15 protein-coding genes are annotated in these 15,581 nt (G+C 45.0%); 13 read left to right on the top strand and 2 right to left on the bottom strand.

Annotated features, from left to right (window positions below):
- Positions 1 to 1,227: an O-succinylhomoserine sulfhydrylase gene (locus tag ABXT59_RS07180; protein ID WP_443635125.1), complete on the top strand. Its 1,227-nt coding sequence runs from the start codon at positions 1 to 3 to the stop codon at positions 1,225 to 1,227.
- Here ABXT59_RS07180 and ABXT59_RS07175 read toward each other — a convergent pair.
- Positions 1,222 to 2,172 (bottom strand): GGDEF domain-containing response regulator, encoded by a 951-nt coding sequence (locus ABXT59_RS07175; RefSeq protein WP_443635124.1) that lies wholly within the window; start codon positions 2,170 to 2,172, stop codon positions 1,222 to 1,224. The genes ABXT59_RS07180 and ABXT59_RS07175 overlap by 6 nt on opposite strands.
- Before the next feature lie 131 nt (positions 2,173 to 2,303).
- Positions 2,304 to 4,904, bottom strand: a complete 2,601-nt coding sequence (acnB, locus tag ABXT59_RS07170) for a bifunctional aconitate hydratase 2/2-methylisocitrate dehydratase (protein ID WP_443635122.1) — start codon at positions 4,902 to 4,904, stop codon at positions 2,304 to 2,306.
- A gap of 296 nt (positions 4,905 to 5,200) precedes the next feature.
- On the opposite strand from acnB, the gene ABXT59_RS07165 reads away from it, so the two are divergent.
- The 12 genes from ABXT59_RS07165 to ABXT59_RS07110 all read left to right on the top strand — a co-directional run bounded on the left by ABXT59_RS07165 (position 5,201) and on the right by ABXT59_RS07110 (position 15,517).
- Positions 5,201 to 5,866, top strand: coding sequence for a tRNA-(ms[2]io[6]A)-hydroxylase (locus ABXT59_RS07165; RefSeq protein ID WP_443635121.1), 666 nt, complete (start codon positions 5,201 to 5,203; stop codon positions 5,864 to 5,866).
- A complete protein-coding gene (locus ABXT59_RS07160) occupies positions 5,856 to 6,770 on the top strand; it encodes a DMT family transporter (RefSeq protein ID WP_443635120.1) in 915 nt (304 codons plus the stop codon). The genes ABXT59_RS07165 and ABXT59_RS07160 overlap by 11 nt, the downstream gene beginning before the upstream one ends.
- A 15-nt stretch (positions 6,771 to 6,785) precedes the next feature.
- The gene (locus ABXT59_RS07155; RefSeq protein ID WP_443635118.1) at positions 6,786 to 7,715 is read left to right on the top strand and encodes a bifunctional enoyl-CoA hydratase/phosphate acetyltransferase; all 930 of its coding nucleotides are present in this window, start codon (positions 6,786 to 6,788) and stop codon (positions 7,713 to 7,715) included.
- Complete coding sequence (locus ABXT59_RS07150; RefSeq protein ID WP_443635116.1) at positions 7,690 to 8,568, top strand: EamA family transporter; 879 nt, start codon at positions 7,690 to 7,692, stop codon at positions 8,566 to 8,568. The genes ABXT59_RS07155 and ABXT59_RS07150 overlap by 26 nt, the downstream gene beginning before the upstream one ends.
- Positions 8,569 to 8,917: 349 nt before the next feature.
- Positions 8,918 to 9,760, top strand: coding sequence for a hypothetical protein (locus ABXT59_RS07145; protein ID WP_443635115.1), 843 nt, complete (start codon positions 8,918 to 8,920; stop codon positions 9,758 to 9,760).
- A gap of 59 nt (positions 9,761 to 9,819) precedes the next feature.
- Positions 9,820 to 10,299 carry an adenylyl-sulfate reductase subunit beta gene (gene aprB, locus ABXT59_RS07140; RefSeq protein WP_443635114.1) on the top strand — a complete coding sequence of 160 codons (480 nt, stop codon included), beginning with the start codon at positions 9,820 to 9,822 and terminating at the stop codon, positions 10,297 to 10,299.
- Entirely contained in the window at positions 10,299 to 12,167 is a 1,869-nt protein-coding gene (aprA, locus tag ABXT59_RS07135; RefSeq protein WP_443635113.1) for an adenylyl-sulfate reductase subunit alpha, read from the top strand. Before aprB ends, aprA begins: the two co-directional genes overlap by 1 nt.
- A gap of 127 nt (positions 12,168 to 12,294) precedes the next feature.
- Positions 12,295 to 12,672: a hypothetical protein gene (locus tag ABXT59_RS07130; RefSeq protein ID WP_443635112.1), complete on the top strand. Its 378-nt coding sequence runs from the start codon at positions 12,295 to 12,297 to the stop codon at positions 12,670 to 12,672.
- A 20-nt stretch (positions 12,673 to 12,692) separates the two neighbouring features.
- Positions 12,693 to 13,205 carry an FKBP-type peptidyl-prolyl cis-trans isomerase gene (locus tag ABXT59_RS07125; RefSeq protein ID WP_443635110.1) on the top strand — a complete coding sequence of 171 codons (513 nt, stop codon included), beginning with the start codon at positions 12,693 to 12,695 and terminating at the stop codon, positions 13,203 to 13,205.
- Between the two features lie 75 nt (positions 13,206 to 13,280).
- A complete protein-coding gene (locus tag ABXT59_RS07120) occupies positions 13,281 to 13,442 on the top strand; it encodes a hypothetical protein (RefSeq protein ID WP_443635108.1) in 162 nt (53 codons plus the stop codon).
- A gap of 84 nt (positions 13,443 to 13,526) precedes the next feature.
- Positions 13,527 to 14,699: a sulfate adenylyltransferase gene (sat, locus tag ABXT59_RS07115; RefSeq protein ID WP_443635107.1), complete on the top strand. Its 1,173-nt coding sequence runs from the start codon at positions 13,527 to 13,529 to the stop codon at positions 14,697 to 14,699.
- A 68-nt stretch (positions 14,700 to 14,767) separates the two neighbouring features.
- Positions 14,768 to 15,517: a metallophosphoesterase gene (locus tag ABXT59_RS07110; protein WP_443635106.1), complete on the top strand. Its 750-nt coding sequence runs from the start codon at positions 14,768 to 14,770 to the stop codon at positions 15,515 to 15,517.
- Positions 15,518 to 15,581 lie beyond the last annotated feature (64 nt).

Genomic DNA, 15,581 nt, shown 5'->3' with positions numbered 1-15,581 from the left:
ATGAAAACCAAAAAGCAAACCCTTGAGCAAAGAAAGCAGCGCCAGGAAGATTATTTGCGCACTGCTGGCTTGAGTACGCAAGCCATTCGCGCGGGCACCGTGTCTGGTGCAGAGCAAGAGCACAATGATGCCATCTATGCCACGTCGAGTTTCATTTATGGCAGTGCAGAGGAAGCATCTGAGTGTTTTAGTGGGGCGACTGAAGGCAATATTTATTCTCGTTTCACTAATCCAACTGTGCGTACTTTTGAGCAGCGTATGGCCAAGATGGAAGGTGGAGAAAGGGCGGTAGCGGCCAGTTCTGGCATGGCAGCTCTGACCAGTATTTTTTTGGGTCACCTAAAGCAAGGTGATCATATGGTCTCCTCGCATAGTATTTTTGGCTCTATCATTGGTTTATTTGATAATGTCTTGGCCAACATGGGCATCACCACGACCTACGTTAACCCTGCGGATAACCAAGCATGGAATGACGCGATACAGCCTAATACGAAAGCCTTGTTCTTAGAATCACCATCGAACCCGTTGGCAGAATTGGGGGATATTGCTGCTTTAGCAAAATTAGCTCACAGTCATCAGGCGCTATTAATCGTTGATAATTGTTTTTGCACCCCTATTTTGCAAAACCCACTGGCCCTCGGTGCAGATATCGTCATGCACTCCGCAACAAAATACATTGATGGTCAAGGGCGCTGCGTGGGCGGCGTCGCCATAGGTAGTGATGCGCACATGGAACCTGTGTTTAGTATTTTACGCACCGTAGGCACTGCTATGAGCCCATTTAATGCATGGGTTTTTATTAATGGTTTAGAAACTTTGTCATTACGCATGCAAGCGCATTGCTCCAGTGCCTCTAAATTAGCTCATTGGCTGCAGCAACAACCTCAGGTGGAGCGGGTTTATTACACGGGATTAGAGGACCACCCGCAACATCAACTGGCAAAGCAGCAACAACGCTTATTTGGCGCGGTAGTGTCTTTTGAAGTGAAGGGCGACAGGGCTTCTGCTTGGCGTTTGATTGACCAAACCAAGCTATTTTCGATCACCGGTAACTTTGGTGATGCAAAATCAACCATTACCCATCCTGAAACCACCACCCATAGTCGCATGACTCCTGACGCAAGAGCCTTGGCGGGTATAAAGGACAACCTAATTCGAGTATCTGTGGGGCTAGAAGACTACCAAGATATTCAACAAGATTTAGCTCAAGCAATGCAAGGGCTATGATGCTTTTGAAGCTTCTGAAGACAAAGGCTGAAGTTCGATGCGGTTTCGGCCTTTATTTTTAGCACGATATAAACCTCGATCAGCGGCATCTAATAACTCTATATGGCCTGCTTTAGAATGCTGTGGATAATAGGTTGAGACGCCAATACTCATAGTCACGATGTGGGCGGCGTCGGAAAAGGCGTGAGGTATAGCGATGTCATCCATAGCGATGCGTAATTGCTCTGCAACCACCATGGCACCTACTGCTGGAGTGCTGGGTAAAATAACGGCAAATTCTTCCCCCCCGTATCGTGCGGGCAAATCACTGGGCCGTTGCAGGGTATTCATGATGGTTTTACCGGTCCTTACTAAGGCGTCATCACCAGCCACGTGACCATAATTATCATTATAGGCTTTGAAGTGATCAATATCACACAATATTAATGATAGAGGTTCTTTAGTTCTGCTGGATCGAGACCATTCAAGCTCTAATGTTTCATCAAAGTGACGTCGGTTATACAGTTGAGTTAAACCATCGATTGATGAAAGTCTTCTGAGGTCTGCGCTGGCGGCTTCTAATTCCTTACGCATGTCAGCAATACGCGCCATAGCCCGCAGTTTAGCGCTTAACACCCGTTGGGTAATCGGCTTGGGCAAATAATCATCTCCCCCGGCATCAATACCTTTGACAATCGCGTCTTCAGTAATGTCCGCACTCAAAAAGATAATGGGTATCCACAAGTTGCCCTGTTGGCAGTTTTCTTGGATATGCTGAGCACACTGGTAACCATCCATATTAGGCATGTTGACGTCCATCAAAACTAGGTCTGGGTTATGCGTCAAGAACTTTTGTATACCCTCATTACCGTCTCGCCCGTTAATCACACTGTGGCCCGCACTTTCAACATACTTTTGGGTCACTTGCGAGGAAGCAAGAGAATCTTCAACTAACAACACCTTCATATATCAATCCAGAATAGATGAACTGCTATTAGTCTAGCCTAAAATATGTAAAAGTGGCTATTAAATAAAATAAAAAAGCCCTTGTTTTCATCAAAAACAAGGGCTTTTTTTAAATCAAAAACTATGTTTTGTTAGGCTATTTCTACCATTGGAATTACTTTTTCGGCGGCTGACGTATAATCAGATAACTGATCAAAATTCAGATAACGGTAGACTTCTCCTGCCATGGTGTCTAGCTTGTTAGTGTATTCAAAATACTCACTAGGCGTCGGTAATTTACCATTTATGCCTGCCACCGCAGCTAATTCTGCCGATGCTAAAAATACATTTGCACCCGCTCCTAAACGGTTAGGGAAGTTGCGGGTAGAGGTAGAGACGACAGTTGAAGCGTCTGCAACTCGAGCTTGGTTACCCATACACAAAGAGCATCCTGGCATTTCTATACGGGCGCCCGCCTTACCAAAGATGTTGTAATAACCTTCTTCAGTTAACTTGGCGGCATCCATTTTAGTCGGCGGTGCAATCCACAAACGCGCAGGCAGAGGGCCTGTCGCAGCATCTAGTAACTTTCCAGCGGCACGGAAGTGACCAATATTGGTCATGCAAGAACCAATAAAGACTTCATCAATTTTTTGTCCAGCCACTGAAGATAAGATCCGCGCATCGTCTGGATCATTAGGCGCGCATAAAATGGGTTCGGTAATATTTGAAACATCAATTTCAAGCACTTCAGCATACTCTGCATCGGCATCTGCGCGCATCAGCTTTGGCTCAGCCAACCAGGCTTCCATGGCCAGAATGCGCCGAGCAATGGTGCGCTTGTCCCCATAACCTTCACTAATCATCCATTTGAGCATGACCACGTTAGAACGGAGGTATTCTGCTACCGACTCTTCACTAAGAGTAATGCTGCAGCCCGCTGCTGAGCGCTCAGCAGAAGCATCTGATAATTCAAAGGCTTGCTCTACTGTGAGGTCTTCTAAGCCTTCTATTTCAAGAATCTTACCAGAGAAGGCATTAATTTTACCCGCTTTTTCTACCGTCAATAGGCCTTGTTGAATAGCGTAATAAGGAATGGCATGAACTAAGTCACGCAGGGTAATGCCAGGGTTGCGCTCACCGGTAAAGCGCACCAATACTGATTCAGGCATATCTAAGGGCATGACGCCAGTTGCTGCGGCAAAGGCGACTAAACCTGATCCAGCTGGGAACGAGATGCCAAGTGGGAAACGGGTATGCGAATCACCACCAGTTCCCACAGTATCGGGCAATAACATCCGGTTAAGCCACGAATGGATAATGCCATCGCCAGGACGCAGCGACACACCACCACGGTTCATAATGAAGTCAGGCAGTGTGTGTTGAGTTTGCACATCAACTGGCTTTGGGTAAGCTGCTGTATGACAAAATGACTGCATCGTTAAATCTGCTGAGAAACCTAAACATGCGAGGTCTTTTAACTCATCACGGGTCATGGGGCCAGTCGTGTCCTGTGATCCCACAGTCGTCATTTTTGGCTCACAATAAGTTCCCGGGCGCATGCCCTCAGTACCACAGGCCTTACCCACCATTTTTTGTGCCAAGGTGTAGCCTTTGTTAGACTCTACCGCTGGTTTGGGAGTTTGGAACACATCTGTTGGAGCCATGCCTAAAGCCGTGCGAGCACGCTCTGTGAGGCCACGGCCAATAATAAGCGGAATGCGCCCGCCAGCTCTTACTTCATCTAAGATGATATTGGTCTTGAGTTCAAAGCGGCTCAGCTCTTGGCCTGTGTCGTGATGACGAACCACGCCCTCATAGGGATATACGTCGATGACATCACCCATATGCATGCCAGAAACGTCCATTTCTATGGGCAGGGCACCTGCATCTTCCATGGTATTAAAAAAGATAGGAGCAATTTTGGAGCCAAAACAAAAACCACCGGCTCTTTTATTAGGGACGGCTGGAATATCATCACCGAAAAACCAAAGTACGGAGTTGGTCGCAGACTTGCGTGATGACCCTGTGCCAACTACGTCCCCCACATAGACCACTGGGAAGCCTTTAGCTTTGATCGCTGCAATCTGTTTAAGAGGGCCTGTGGTGCCCTGATCATCAGGCTCAATGCCATCACGTTGCATCTTAAACATGGCATTGGCGTGCAAAGGTATGTCTGGTCGTGTAAACGCGTCAGGTGCAGGGGATAGGTCGTCCGTATTGGTTTCACCGGTCACTTTAAATACTGTTAAACTAATCTTTTCTGCCAGTTGGTCACGAGAAGTAAACCATTCTCCCTCTGCCCATGAGTGCATGACCTGCTTCGCATAGCTATTACCGGCTTTGGCTTTTTCATCGACGTCATGAAATGCATCAAACATCAAGAGAGTATGGGAAAGTGCAACAACGGCAGTCGGTGCCAAGGCATTATTGTCCAAACAAGCTATCAAGGCCTCTATGTTGTAGCCACCCAGCATGGTACCCAAAATTTCCGTTGCTGCAACTGGACTGACCAAACTAGAGACTACTTCACCCGTGGTAATGGCTGACAAAAAGCTGGCCTTTACATAGGCAGCTTGATCGACACCAGCAGGTACACGATTACGCAATAAATCAACTAATATGGTTTCTTCACCAACAGGTGGGCTTTTCAACAGTTCCACCAAGGCAGCAGTTTGCTCTGCGTTGAGGGGCTCTGGGGGAATGCCTAGTTTTGCGCGTTCGGCAACATGGGTACGGTAAGCTTCTAACATGGTACAGCCTCTAAATTCACTGGTCCTAGTGTTTCAGGTACAGCGATGGTCAATGGAACTACAAATCAGGCGTGTAGGGTAGCATAATGGCTCCATTATTTCCAGTTTAAGGGGTAATGTGTTGATTTAATTTTAATCGATAACCCATTGATTGTAATGATAATAATTTCTATAGATACCGTGTATTTAATGGCTTTTATTTTTCATAATTTGCAGGTAAGTGGGTAATCCTAGACGCTGTCTGTCTGGGTGGGTACAATGCGTCTCTTTTGATTAATTAGCCTTGGGTAAAGCTTGTGCCACTATCGGAACTAAAGCAGTTTTTAGGATGCAGTACTCCCCAAGCTTGGGTGGACAAAGCCATACAAGAACAAGAGATTTTGCTCATAGATCATGCTCATTGTGAAAAAAAGGCCGCATCTACTGCCATGCAATTGATGTTTCGGCATCCGACTCGAGCAAATTTGTTGACTAAAATGTCGCGCCTGGCTAAGGAAGAGTTAATTCACTTTGAACAAGTGTGCCGTATCATGCGTGAGCGCGGCATTGTCTATGATCATCTTGATGCGTGTCGTTATGTGGGTGCATTAAGGCATTTAGTCCGAACTCATGAACCTGCTAAATTAATGGATACGCTTATTATTGGCGCCTTTGTCGAAGCCCGTTCCTGTGAAAGATTTGAATTACTCATACCCCACTTGGATGAGACATTGGCCAAATTTTATGCCTCTTTACTAAAATCGGAAGCAAGACATTATCAAGACTACTTGAGTTTAGCCAAAGATGTGGCGCTGGAAGCCGATGCTGCAGGACTCGATGATTATACCCAACGGATTGCCATGGTGCGTGACTTAGAAGTCGAACTGATCAGCGCAGAAGATCCCATGTTCCGCTTTCATAGCGGTGTGCCCATTAAAACCTCACCCCAACACACAAACAAGGACGTTATACATGCCCAATAAAGCCATGCAGGCCAATTTAATGATGCTACTTGCGGCTTCTATTTGGGGATTTGCCTTTGTAGCCCAGCGAGTAGGCATGGAAACGATGGGCCCCCATTGGTTTAACAGTTTACGCTTCTTTATTGGTGTCGTTGCGCTAACGCCTGTGGTGATATGGATGGACAGAGCTCAAGCTAAAAGTTCAATTGAGGGTCCCAAATCCTCTACTAAATCCTTGCTTATGGGTGGCGCTGTTGCAGGCTTATTACTATTTATTGGAGCCACCTTTCAGCAAGTCGGTTTGCAATATACCACGGCAGGTAAGGCTGGTTTTATCACCGGTATGTATATCTTCTTTGTGCCATTAATTGGCCTCTTTTTTCGTATGAAAACGGGCCTAGGGACATGGCTTGGTGCTGCAATTGCCCTATGGGGTTTGTATCTTTTGAGTATTAACGAAGACTTTACTTTGAGTAAAGGAGACACGTTACAGCTTATATGTGCAGTTGCATTCGCAGGTCATGTGCTGATGATTGGGTATCTTGCCTCACGTATGGATACCGTGAAGCTATCTTTAGTGCAGTTTTTTGTCGCAGGTCTGCTGGCTATGATATTGGCTTTATATTTTGAACAATTAACATGGGGCATGATTAAGTCTACCGCCGTGCCATTACTCTTTGCAGGAGTCATGTCAACGGGTATTGCCTATACGTTACAAACCATTGCCCAGCAGCATGCGCACCCTTCTCATGCGGCTATTATTTTAAGTTCAGAGGGTGTATTTGCCGTTATTGGTGGTTTTTTATTGCTTAATGAGGTGTTGCCCGCGCAAGGATTATTGGGTTGTGGATTAATTTTAGTAGGCATGTTGATGTCCCAACTAATGCCGCGCTTAACTTGGCCCCGCCGCACTAAAGTGATGTAACTGGAGTACACCCCTATGCTTAGTCAATTAACACCTGTTTGCCCACAGCCGCTTTTGAATCAAGCCCAAGCGCTTCCAGCCATGGTAACCGCTGTTGTTAATGCAGGTTCTGAACTTGCTTTAGAGAGTGCCAAATTAGCCTTTGAAGCAGGTATTATTGTGCCCATCCTCGTGGGAAATATTGCGGCGATTCAAAAAGCAGCCCAAGCGATTGACTGGAATATTGATCAGTTTGAGCTTATTGCCAGTGAGAGTGAAGAGGATTCAGCAGCCAATGCAGTGCAGTGTGTGCATCAAGGCACGGCAAAATTATTGATGAAAGGTAATTTACACACGGATGTATTGATTCGAGCTCTGCTTAATAAAGAACATGGTTTAAGGACAGGGGAGCGCCTAAGTCACTTATTTCATATGTCTGTGCCGGGTAGTGATAGAGTATTATGTATTACTGATGCTGTGGTTAATGTGTCCCCTGATACTAAAACCCAGCTCAGTATTTTGCGTGGTGCTACCGATGTAATGCACGCTTTGGGTAATCTCAAGCCAAAAGTCGCCTTATTGTCTGCGACAGAGGTGGTCACACAGGCAATGCCCTCTAGTATAGCGGCTAAGGAACTCTTAGCAGCTATGTCGGACCAGGACCATCAGGCAGCTGATGTGTTTGGCCCCTTAGCGTTTGATGGCGCAATGTCTCCAGAAGCGGCTAAAATTAAAGGAATTACACATCCAGTAGCGGGTTACGCAGATGTTTTGCTAGTACCTAATATAGAAACAGGAAACGCTATATTCAAGCAACTCGTGTACTTTAATGGGGCCACTGCAGCGGGTGTATTAATGGGTGCTAAGGTTCCGGTCATGCTGACTTCAAGAGCTGATCCACCTGCTGCTAGGTTAGCTTCAGCTGCTTTGGCTGTAGTCTATGCCCATTATTTGGGCGAAAAATAATAAAGGTTTAAGTGTTATGCCCATAGAGGTATTTTTTGCAGTGCTTTTGGCCGCAGGTTTACATGCTGGTTGGAATGCGTTGGTAAAAATTAATGCCGAACCTATTATCGCCATCGGTTTAATTATGGTGTGTACGGGCATTATTTCCTTAGTTATTATGCCTTTTGTGGCCTTTCCATCAGCGCAAATGTGGCCTTGGCTGCTGTTCACACTAGTGCTACATTTTGGTTATAAAGTATTTCTAGTTAAAGCCTATGTTCAAGGTGACTTTGGGCAAGTGTATCCTATTGCCAGAGGCAGTGGCCCAGTCTGGGTTTTACTCTTCAGCGTCATCGTTTTAGGTACCGAACTTAGTCAGACGCAGATTTTATCTGTGCTGTTAATTGCTAGTGGTGTGGCTGCATTTTCTCGTTTTAAGAGGGGTAGACCCCTAGGAGCGGGCTTCTATTATGCATTAGTAACCGGCCTATGGATTGCTAGCTACACCATGGTAGATGGCTATGTGGTGAGTCAAATTGGTGGTCTGCATAGTTTTGTCGTGTGGCTTTTCTTTTTGGATGGAGTGATTACCACGATCTGGGCATATCGCTCTAATCCACAGGTTTTTATCTCAAGTCTAACCCGCTATTGGTTCGTTGCTATAGGGGGTGGTGTCATGTCTATGGCAGCATTTTGGATCTGTTTATGGGCCATGACCCAAGTCCCCGTAGCTATGGTTGCGGCACTACGGGAGACGTCAGTGCTTTTTGGAGTCTTATTAAGCACTCATATGCTTAAAGAGCAACTAAGTCAGTATCGCTGGTTGGCAACGGGTTTTATATGTGCAGGTTTAATTTTAATAAAGTTGGCCTAACAATAAAACTATCGATGGCCTTGCATATGGTCCTCCTTGTATGCTTGCTTTATTACTATAAATATATATATTCTGAGATTTTCCCAAGCAATTTCATTATATATTTGAAGCCCCGACTAGGAGTTTCATTAATCACGCCAAGAGTCTATTCGAATTGCGTTAAAGGTAATTATTCCTATTAAATTATAAGCTTAGTACTAAATAGTGAATAGTTATATAATTCAATGACTTCATGTGATTGTAGCTGATAGGGCAGGCCTAACAAGTCATAAAAATTACATCTTATACAATCTTATGGGTTGATGATAAAAAATTACTGATAATAAAAAAATCTGTGAGAGGAATTTTAATGTTTAATACCAATCCCTTTGCCGAGCTATCGGTTATGATTGACCCCGCTATTATGGAAACTTACGTCATTCTAATGGCGCTTTTGGTGGCTGGTGGCACGCTATTTGATATCGTACACAAGAGAAGTGCCCAGTACTTCTTTAACAACTGGCAGAAATCTAAGGCAAATGCAAAGCGCCAAGTCAGTGGTGGAGAGAAGGTCACGGTGGCGGTTAAAACAGCCATAGATGGTTTGACTTCAGCCGAATTAGGTGACTGCAGTACGCGTCGACAGCTCGCTCACATTTTGACAATGTATGGCTTTATCGCTTACACGGCCACCACAGCAATGATGGTATTTGGCTATCAAGAGTCTGCAACGCCAGTAATTGTGGCCAACCTCTGGTACCTCGGTGCATTTATGGTTTGTGCCGGAGGCTATTGGTTCTGGTTTTTTATTAGGGTTGATGTGTCAGCAGAAGGAAATTCACCATTTCGGTTGATTCGAGCTGACTTGTTTGTCGTGTCACTGACACTTAGCACAACTTTTGCTCTGGTCTGGGCCTACACTCAAGCTAATGGTAGCGCCACTTGGTCAGTATTAACCCTCATTTTGTACATCTTTACTACGACAATTCTCTTTGGATCAGTGCCTTGGTCTAAGTTTTCCCATATGTTTTTCAAACCAGCCGCGGCTATGGAGAAAAAAATGTCGGAAGCAAGTGGATCTCGCAATAATCTTCCAGAGCCTGCAGATCGAACTGATCCTGCGGTTAGAGACAGTCACTCTATGCAGTTGCTCAAAGATGCCCCATTATCTATGGGGCTAGGTATAAAACGAGAAAAACCTAGTCATTACTAGGGATTATAATAAATATTCTATAATAAAAAATTCAAAATATTCTGTGAGAGGAAAAAAACATGCCAACTTTTGTTTACATGACCCGATGTGATGGCTGCGGACACTGCGTCGATATCTGCCCGTCAGACATCATGCACATCGATAAGGTCAACCGTCGCGCTTACAATATTGAACCCACTCATTGTTGGGAATGCATGTCTTGTGTCAAAGCCTGCCCTCAAAATGCCATTGATGTGCGAGGTTACGCAGACTTTTCACCACTTGGGCATAGTGTCCGGGTGGACCGCGACGAGGATAAGGGAACCATTGCTTGGAGTGTGAAGTACAGAGATGGCAGGGAGAAAAGCTTTTTGTCTCCCATCACTACCAAACCTTGGGGTTCGTGTACTCCTAACCTCAAAGAAGTTGAGGGGCCTACTCAGGAGCAGCGTGACAGTCAATATTTATTCAACGAACCAAAATATATCCGCTTTGACGAAGGTGGACTTCATACCTTGGAGTCTAATGGTCTGACGTTGAAACAGGGAGTTTACTACTGATGGGTTACAAAACAATTGTAGAAGATAACATTGATGTCTTGGTCGCTGGTGCAGGCCTTGGAGGCACTGGTGCAGCATTTGAAGCCAGATTCTGGGGTCAAGATAAGAAAATTATTATTGCTGAAAAGGCTAATATTGATCGGTCTGGAGCCGTAGCGCAGGGACTTTACGCCATCAACTGTTACATGGGTACCCGCTTCGGTGAGAATAATCCAGAGGACCACGTGCAGTATGCCCGCATTGATTTAATGGGTTTAGTGCGAGAAGACCTTTTATTTGACATGGCTCGGCACGTAGACTCTGCTGTGCATCAATTTGAAGAGTGGGGCCTACCAATCATGAAGGATCCCGTGAAAGATTCGTATCTGCGCGAAGGGCGCTGGCAGATCATGATTCACGGAGAGTCTTATAAACCGATTGTGGCTGAGGCAGCTAAAAAGAATGCGGACAAGGTGTATAACCGTGTTTGTCTTACTCATCTGCTTATGGATGAAGTTAAAGAAAATCGCATTGCTGGAGCGGTCGGATTCAATGTTCGGACTGGAGACTTTCACGTTTTCAAATCCAAGACGGTTATTTGTGGTGCAGGTGGTGCTTCAAATATCTTTAAACCACGCTCGACTGGAGAAGGCATGGGCCGGACCTGGTATGCACCTTGGTCGTCTGGCTCAGCCTACGGATTGATGATCGAAGTCGGTGCCAAGATGACGCAAATGGAAAATCGCATCGTACTGGCGCGGTTTAAAGATGGTTTTGGTCCTGTGGGAGCTTACTTTTTGCATCTCAAGACCTACACGCAAAACGGTTTGGGCGAAGAGTTTGAATCTAAGTGGTGGCCTTCACTGCAAAAGATAGTTGGCAAGGAATACCTTGACCCTGAACTGTCTCACAGAACACATAGGCCCATTCCGACATGTTTGCGCAACCATGCAATGATCTCAGAAGTTAACGCGGGTCGAGGTCCCATTCATATGGTGACCATGGAAGCTTTCCAAGATCCACACCTTGAGGAAGTAGGCTGGGAAAATTTTCTCGGTATGACTATCAGTCAGGCCGTATTGTGGGCTGCGACTGATGTAGACCCTAAAAATGAAAACCCAGAACTCACTACTTCAGAGCCCTATGTTATGGGTTCTCATGCGACAGGCAGTGGTGCATGGTGTTCTGGCCCTGAGGATGTATCTCCGCCTGAATATTTTTGGGGCTACAACCGCATGATGACTATCGAAGGCTTGTTTGGTGCTGGTGATGCTGTGGGCGGAACGCCCCACGCATTTTCATCGGGATCATTCACCGAGGGACGTCTCTCTGCCAAGGCAGCTTGTCGCTACATCGATGATGGCAAAGGTGAGGGCATAGTGGTCTCTGATAGGCGCATCAATGAGCTTAAAGAAAAAGTTTACAAGCCCATGGAACATTACAAAATTTATCGTAATGAGGTGGTTGCTGGTGATGTGAACCCTAATTATATTAATCCACGGCAGGGTCTGGATCGTTTACAGAAACTAATGGATGAGTACTGTGGTGGGGCCGGTGTAAGCTACATGACCAACGAGAAGTTATTGGGTATTGGTCTCAAAAAGCTCAAAATTATGGAAGAAGATCTGCAAAAATTAGCAGCTTCAGACTTCCACGAATTGTTGCGTGCTTGGGAGTTGATGCACCGTCATCGAACAGCGGAGTGTGTAACACAGCATACGATGTTCCGTAAAGAAACCCGCTGGCCTGGCTACTATTACCGTGGTGATGCCTTGAAGCTTGATGACGAAAACTGGCATGTGCTAACCGTATCACGCCGGGATCCTGACACCGGCGAGTACACCATGGAAAAGGCACCTGTATTTCACCTTGTTAAGGATGGTGAGTAACAGTGAAATCAATCAGGGGTTTAGGTTAAACCCCTGATTGCTCAAACCAATGGTTTTAGTGCGTCAATGGTGGGTCTTTTTGTCGGGCCCATTGAGACGTGCGTCTAATTAGGATTAAAAATTAAACATGAGCATTATAGTATCGACAAATACTCGGTGCGTCACCGATAAAACAGACGATGAAATTCTTGCTATAGCTAATCCGTTATGGAGCCATCTGTTGCACTCCTCAAACAGTGGGCAATATGGAGAATTCGTTAAGCATTTCTCTGAAAACCTTGTCCGAGGATTAAATGAAATCGAAGTGGGTAAACAATTTGCCAACAGCGAATTAACAAGAAATCTCTCTGAATCGCTTGAATTTATTGGCACTATTCGTCGAGGCTCACACGTTACCGTGCTCTATCGGCAACGCAGTACCAAAAAAGATGGAGAATGGCTTGGCCGTCTGGTGTTGGGGTATGAAGATGATGAAATAAAAATTTTTGGTGCTTCCATCTTTTGATTAAGGGAAATGAATTGAATATGAGAGAGACAATCAAAGACACCAAGTATGTAGAACTGACATATAGTGTGGTCGATCAAAAATCAGGTGAGGTCCTTGTTTCTGTTGAATTTCCAATTGGTTATGTACATGGTGTGAACGATATTCTAGCGCCAGCTGTGACTAAGGAACTGGAAGGAAAAGCGGCTGGAGACGTGATTGAAGTGCCTATTGATTGCAACCAAATTTATGGCCCAAGAGATGAGTCATTGGTGTTTACAGATCTATTAGAAAATGTTCCCAAACAATATAGAGAAGTTGGCACCACGCTTCATTCTGAAAATGAGAAAGGCGACAAACAAAGCTTTATCGTTACAAGGATCGATGATGAAACTCTAACAGTGGATGGCAATAATCCGCTTTGTGGTAGGGTCGTTAATTTTAATTTAGAAATTCTTGGAGTCCGTGACGCCATTGAAGAAGAAATTGAAGCGGGTGGTCCGATTGATCAAGGGCCTGATATCCCAGATGGGTTGAAGATTCCATTGCATTAGAAAATTGCGAACTTGCTAACCGGTAAAGTTCACCTTAACGAGAAAAAATAAAATAATATTATTGAGGTAAAAATTATGAGTGACCAACCGAAAGAAAAGCTTCCAGTGCCCGATGGCAAGTCTAGGTTTATGACCACCCGGCAAAAAAAGCCCACTAAGACGGGTTATGTTGGTTATGAGGTTGTGTGGGAACCGTTCCACAAAGTAGCAGAATACACGATACCGAAAAGACCATAAGTAGCCTATTTTTAGGCTTTAGGTATGGGGTGACCCATGTCTATGCTCGACGGAAATCATTTGCTTAAAAAAGGAAAATCCATAATGACCAATTTAGTCCCACCTCATGGTGCAGGGCTCTTGAAGCCTTTGCTGATCTCAAAAGACCTAAGAAGCCAAGCTCTTTTAAAGGCAGAGAAACTAACAAAAATCCCCATGAGTAGTTGTGAGGTTTGTGACTTATTATTGCTCTCAATGGGTGCGTATACGCCACTTGACGGCTTTATGGTAGAAGCTGATTGGCGCGGTGTCTGTGAGGGAATGAAATTGGAAGATGGCGTATTTTGGCCCATTCCTGTCACGCTTTCTGCTCATAAGACCCTAGCTGATCAAGTAGCAATTGGTGAAGAAGTGGCGTTGGTTGATAACGAAACACAACAAATTATGGGTATCCTTAAGGTTCAAGGTAAATATATACCAGACCTTAAGCTACAGTGTGAAAAGGTGTTTGGTACACTGGATGAAAGTCATCCAGGGGTCGCTAAAGTCCTGGCCCAACCCGCGGTCAACCTTGGAGGTTCAGTTCAAGTTATTGATGAAGGATGGTTTCCTGCTGAATTTAGCGATTTGTATATTCGGCCTGAAGACAGTAGAGCTTTGTTTCAAAAAATGGGATGGTCTAAAGTCACCGCATTCCAAACTCGGAATCCAATGCATCGCAGTCATGAACATTTAGTAAAGATAGCGATTGATGTGACTGATGGGGTCTTTATTCATCAAGTTTTAGGTAAATTAAAACCAGGTGATATTCCTGCTCCCGTTCGTGTTGAAGCCATTAAAGTCATGGTTGATAATTACTTCAAACCCAATACCGCAGTTCAAGCGGGCTACCCTATTGAAATGCGCTATGCTGGGCCTAAAGAGGCCTTGTTTCATGCCCTTATACGTCAGAATTTTGGTTGTTCTCACTTAATTGTTGGCCGCGATCACGCCGGTGTTGGTGATTTTTATGGGCCTTTTGACGCGCATCATATTTTTGATACGCTGTGGGAGGGAGCCTTAGTCACTCAGCCTCTAAAAATAGACATTACATTCTTTTGTGAAGTCTGTGATGGCATGGCAACAGCCAAAACTTGCCCGCACGACGAAAAATTCAGAATTAATGTGTCTGGCACACGTCAGCGTGAAATGTTATCCAATGGAGAGGAAGTTTCGACTAAATTTGGTCGTCCAGAGGTGGTCACAGTGTTACGGAAATTTTACGATACCCAAGTTTAATTAATGCTTGGCAATGCCAAAACAAAACTTTGTTAGGGCAGTGGCAAGCGTAGTCTGGTTTCGACATAATGATAATAGCGCAAATATCGGATAGCCATATAGATCCTCAATCAGCGCAACTTAAGCATCGACTTGAAGATCTTCGGCGTGTCGTTGATAGTCTTAATCATCTCGATCCAGCCCCTGATATCGTCATACATACAGGGGATGTTGTGCACAACGGATCTCAGGAAAAATACGACTTGGCTTTGTCTATTCTTGGCGACATTCACATGCCCTTGCATGTCTGCCCCGGCAATCGTGATGATCGAAATTTAATCGTTAAGAATTTCCTCACTGGCACTAATATAGCTGTGGATTCTCCATTCCTACAATATAGTATAGATCATTATCCAGTGCGCTTAGTTGCTGTAGATACACTTTCAGCGACGACCAATATGGGTGACTATTGCCAACAACGCGCTGATGCCTTGCATGAAATGCTGGCTCAAAAACCAAATAAACCCACCGTGCTTTTCATGCATCATCCACCCTTTGAAATTGTCGAATCCACCTACCCATTTCAGTTTGAAAACTGGGAAACAATCGATTATTTGACGCAGGTATTAAAAGAAAATACGCAAGTAAAGCAAATCTTCTGTGGCCACACGCATCGTAATGTTAAGAGCCAATTAGTTGGCGTTCCAGCCAGCACCGTGCCGAGTGTGGCTGTTGATCTGCGTTTAGATGATGTTCCCAGAGGCACGGCAGTCAAGCCGGTCTATCATCTGCATAAATTTAATGGCACCCAGTTTAAGAGCCAAACAGTAGTGTGTTAGAAATCAGATACACCATTGAGGGGCAGCACTTAACCAGAGATCGCCACAGAGGCCCGCTACAGGC

Source organism: Candidatus Njordibacter sp. Uisw_058 (genome assembly GCF_047730065.1).
In the GTDB taxonomy this organism is placed as follows: domain Bacteria; phylum Pseudomonadota; class Gammaproteobacteria; order Pseudomonadales; family Balneatricaceae; genus Njordibacter.
The sequence above is the reverse complement of the archived record's forward strand: the minus strand, read 5'-3'. Positions and strand labels throughout refer to the sequence as shown.

Coding starts and splice junctions, on each gene's coding strand:
- ABXT59_RS07180 (WP_443635125.1), top strand. CDS start 1: ATGAAAACCAAAAAGCAAACCCTTGAGCAAAGAAAGCAGCGCCAGGAA.
- ABXT59_RS07175 (WP_443635124.1), bottom strand. CDS start 2,172: ATGAAGGTGTTGTTAGTTGAAGATTCTCTTGCTTCCTCGCAAGTGACC.
- acnB (WP_443635122.1), bottom strand. CDS start 4,904: ATGTTAGAAGCTTACCGTACCCATGTTGCCGAACGCGCAAAACTAGGC.
- ABXT59_RS07160 (WP_443635120.1), top strand. CDS start 5,856: ATGCCCAATAAAGCCATGCAGGCCAATTTAATGATGCTACTTGCGGCT.
- ABXT59_RS07155 (WP_443635118.1), top strand. CDS start 6,786: ATGCTTAGTCAATTAACACCTGTTTGCCCACAGCCGCTTTTGAATCAA.
- ABXT59_RS07150 (WP_443635116.1), top strand. CDS start 7,690: ATGCCCATTATTTGGGCGAAAAATAATAAAGGTTTAAGTGTTATGCCC.
- ABXT59_RS07145 (WP_443635115.1), top strand. CDS start 8,918: ATGTTTAATACCAATCCCTTTGCCGAGCTATCGGTTATGATTGACCCC.
- aprB (WP_443635114.1), top strand. CDS start 9,820: ATGCCAACTTTTGTTTACATGACCCGATGTGATGGCTGCGGACACTGC.
- aprA (WP_443635113.1), top strand. CDS start 10,299: ATGGGTTACAAAACAATTGTAGAAGATAACATTGATGTCTTGGTCGCT.
- ABXT59_RS07130 (WP_443635112.1), top strand. CDS start 12,295: ATGAGCATTATAGTATCGACAAATACTCGGTGCGTCACCGATAAAACA.
- ABXT59_RS07125 (WP_443635110.1), top strand. CDS start 12,693: ATGAGAGAGACAATCAAAGACACCAAGTATGTAGAACTGACATATAGT.
- ABXT59_RS07120 (WP_443635108.1), top strand. CDS start 13,281: ATGAGTGACCAACCGAAAGAAAAGCTTCCAGTGCCCGATGGCAAGTCT.
- sat (WP_443635107.1), top strand. CDS start 13,527: ATGACCAATTTAGTCCCACCTCATGGTGCAGGGCTCTTGAAGCCTTTG.
- ABXT59_RS07110 (WP_443635106.1), top strand. CDS start 14,768: ATGATAATAGCGCAAATATCGGATAGCCATATAGATCCTCAATCAGCG.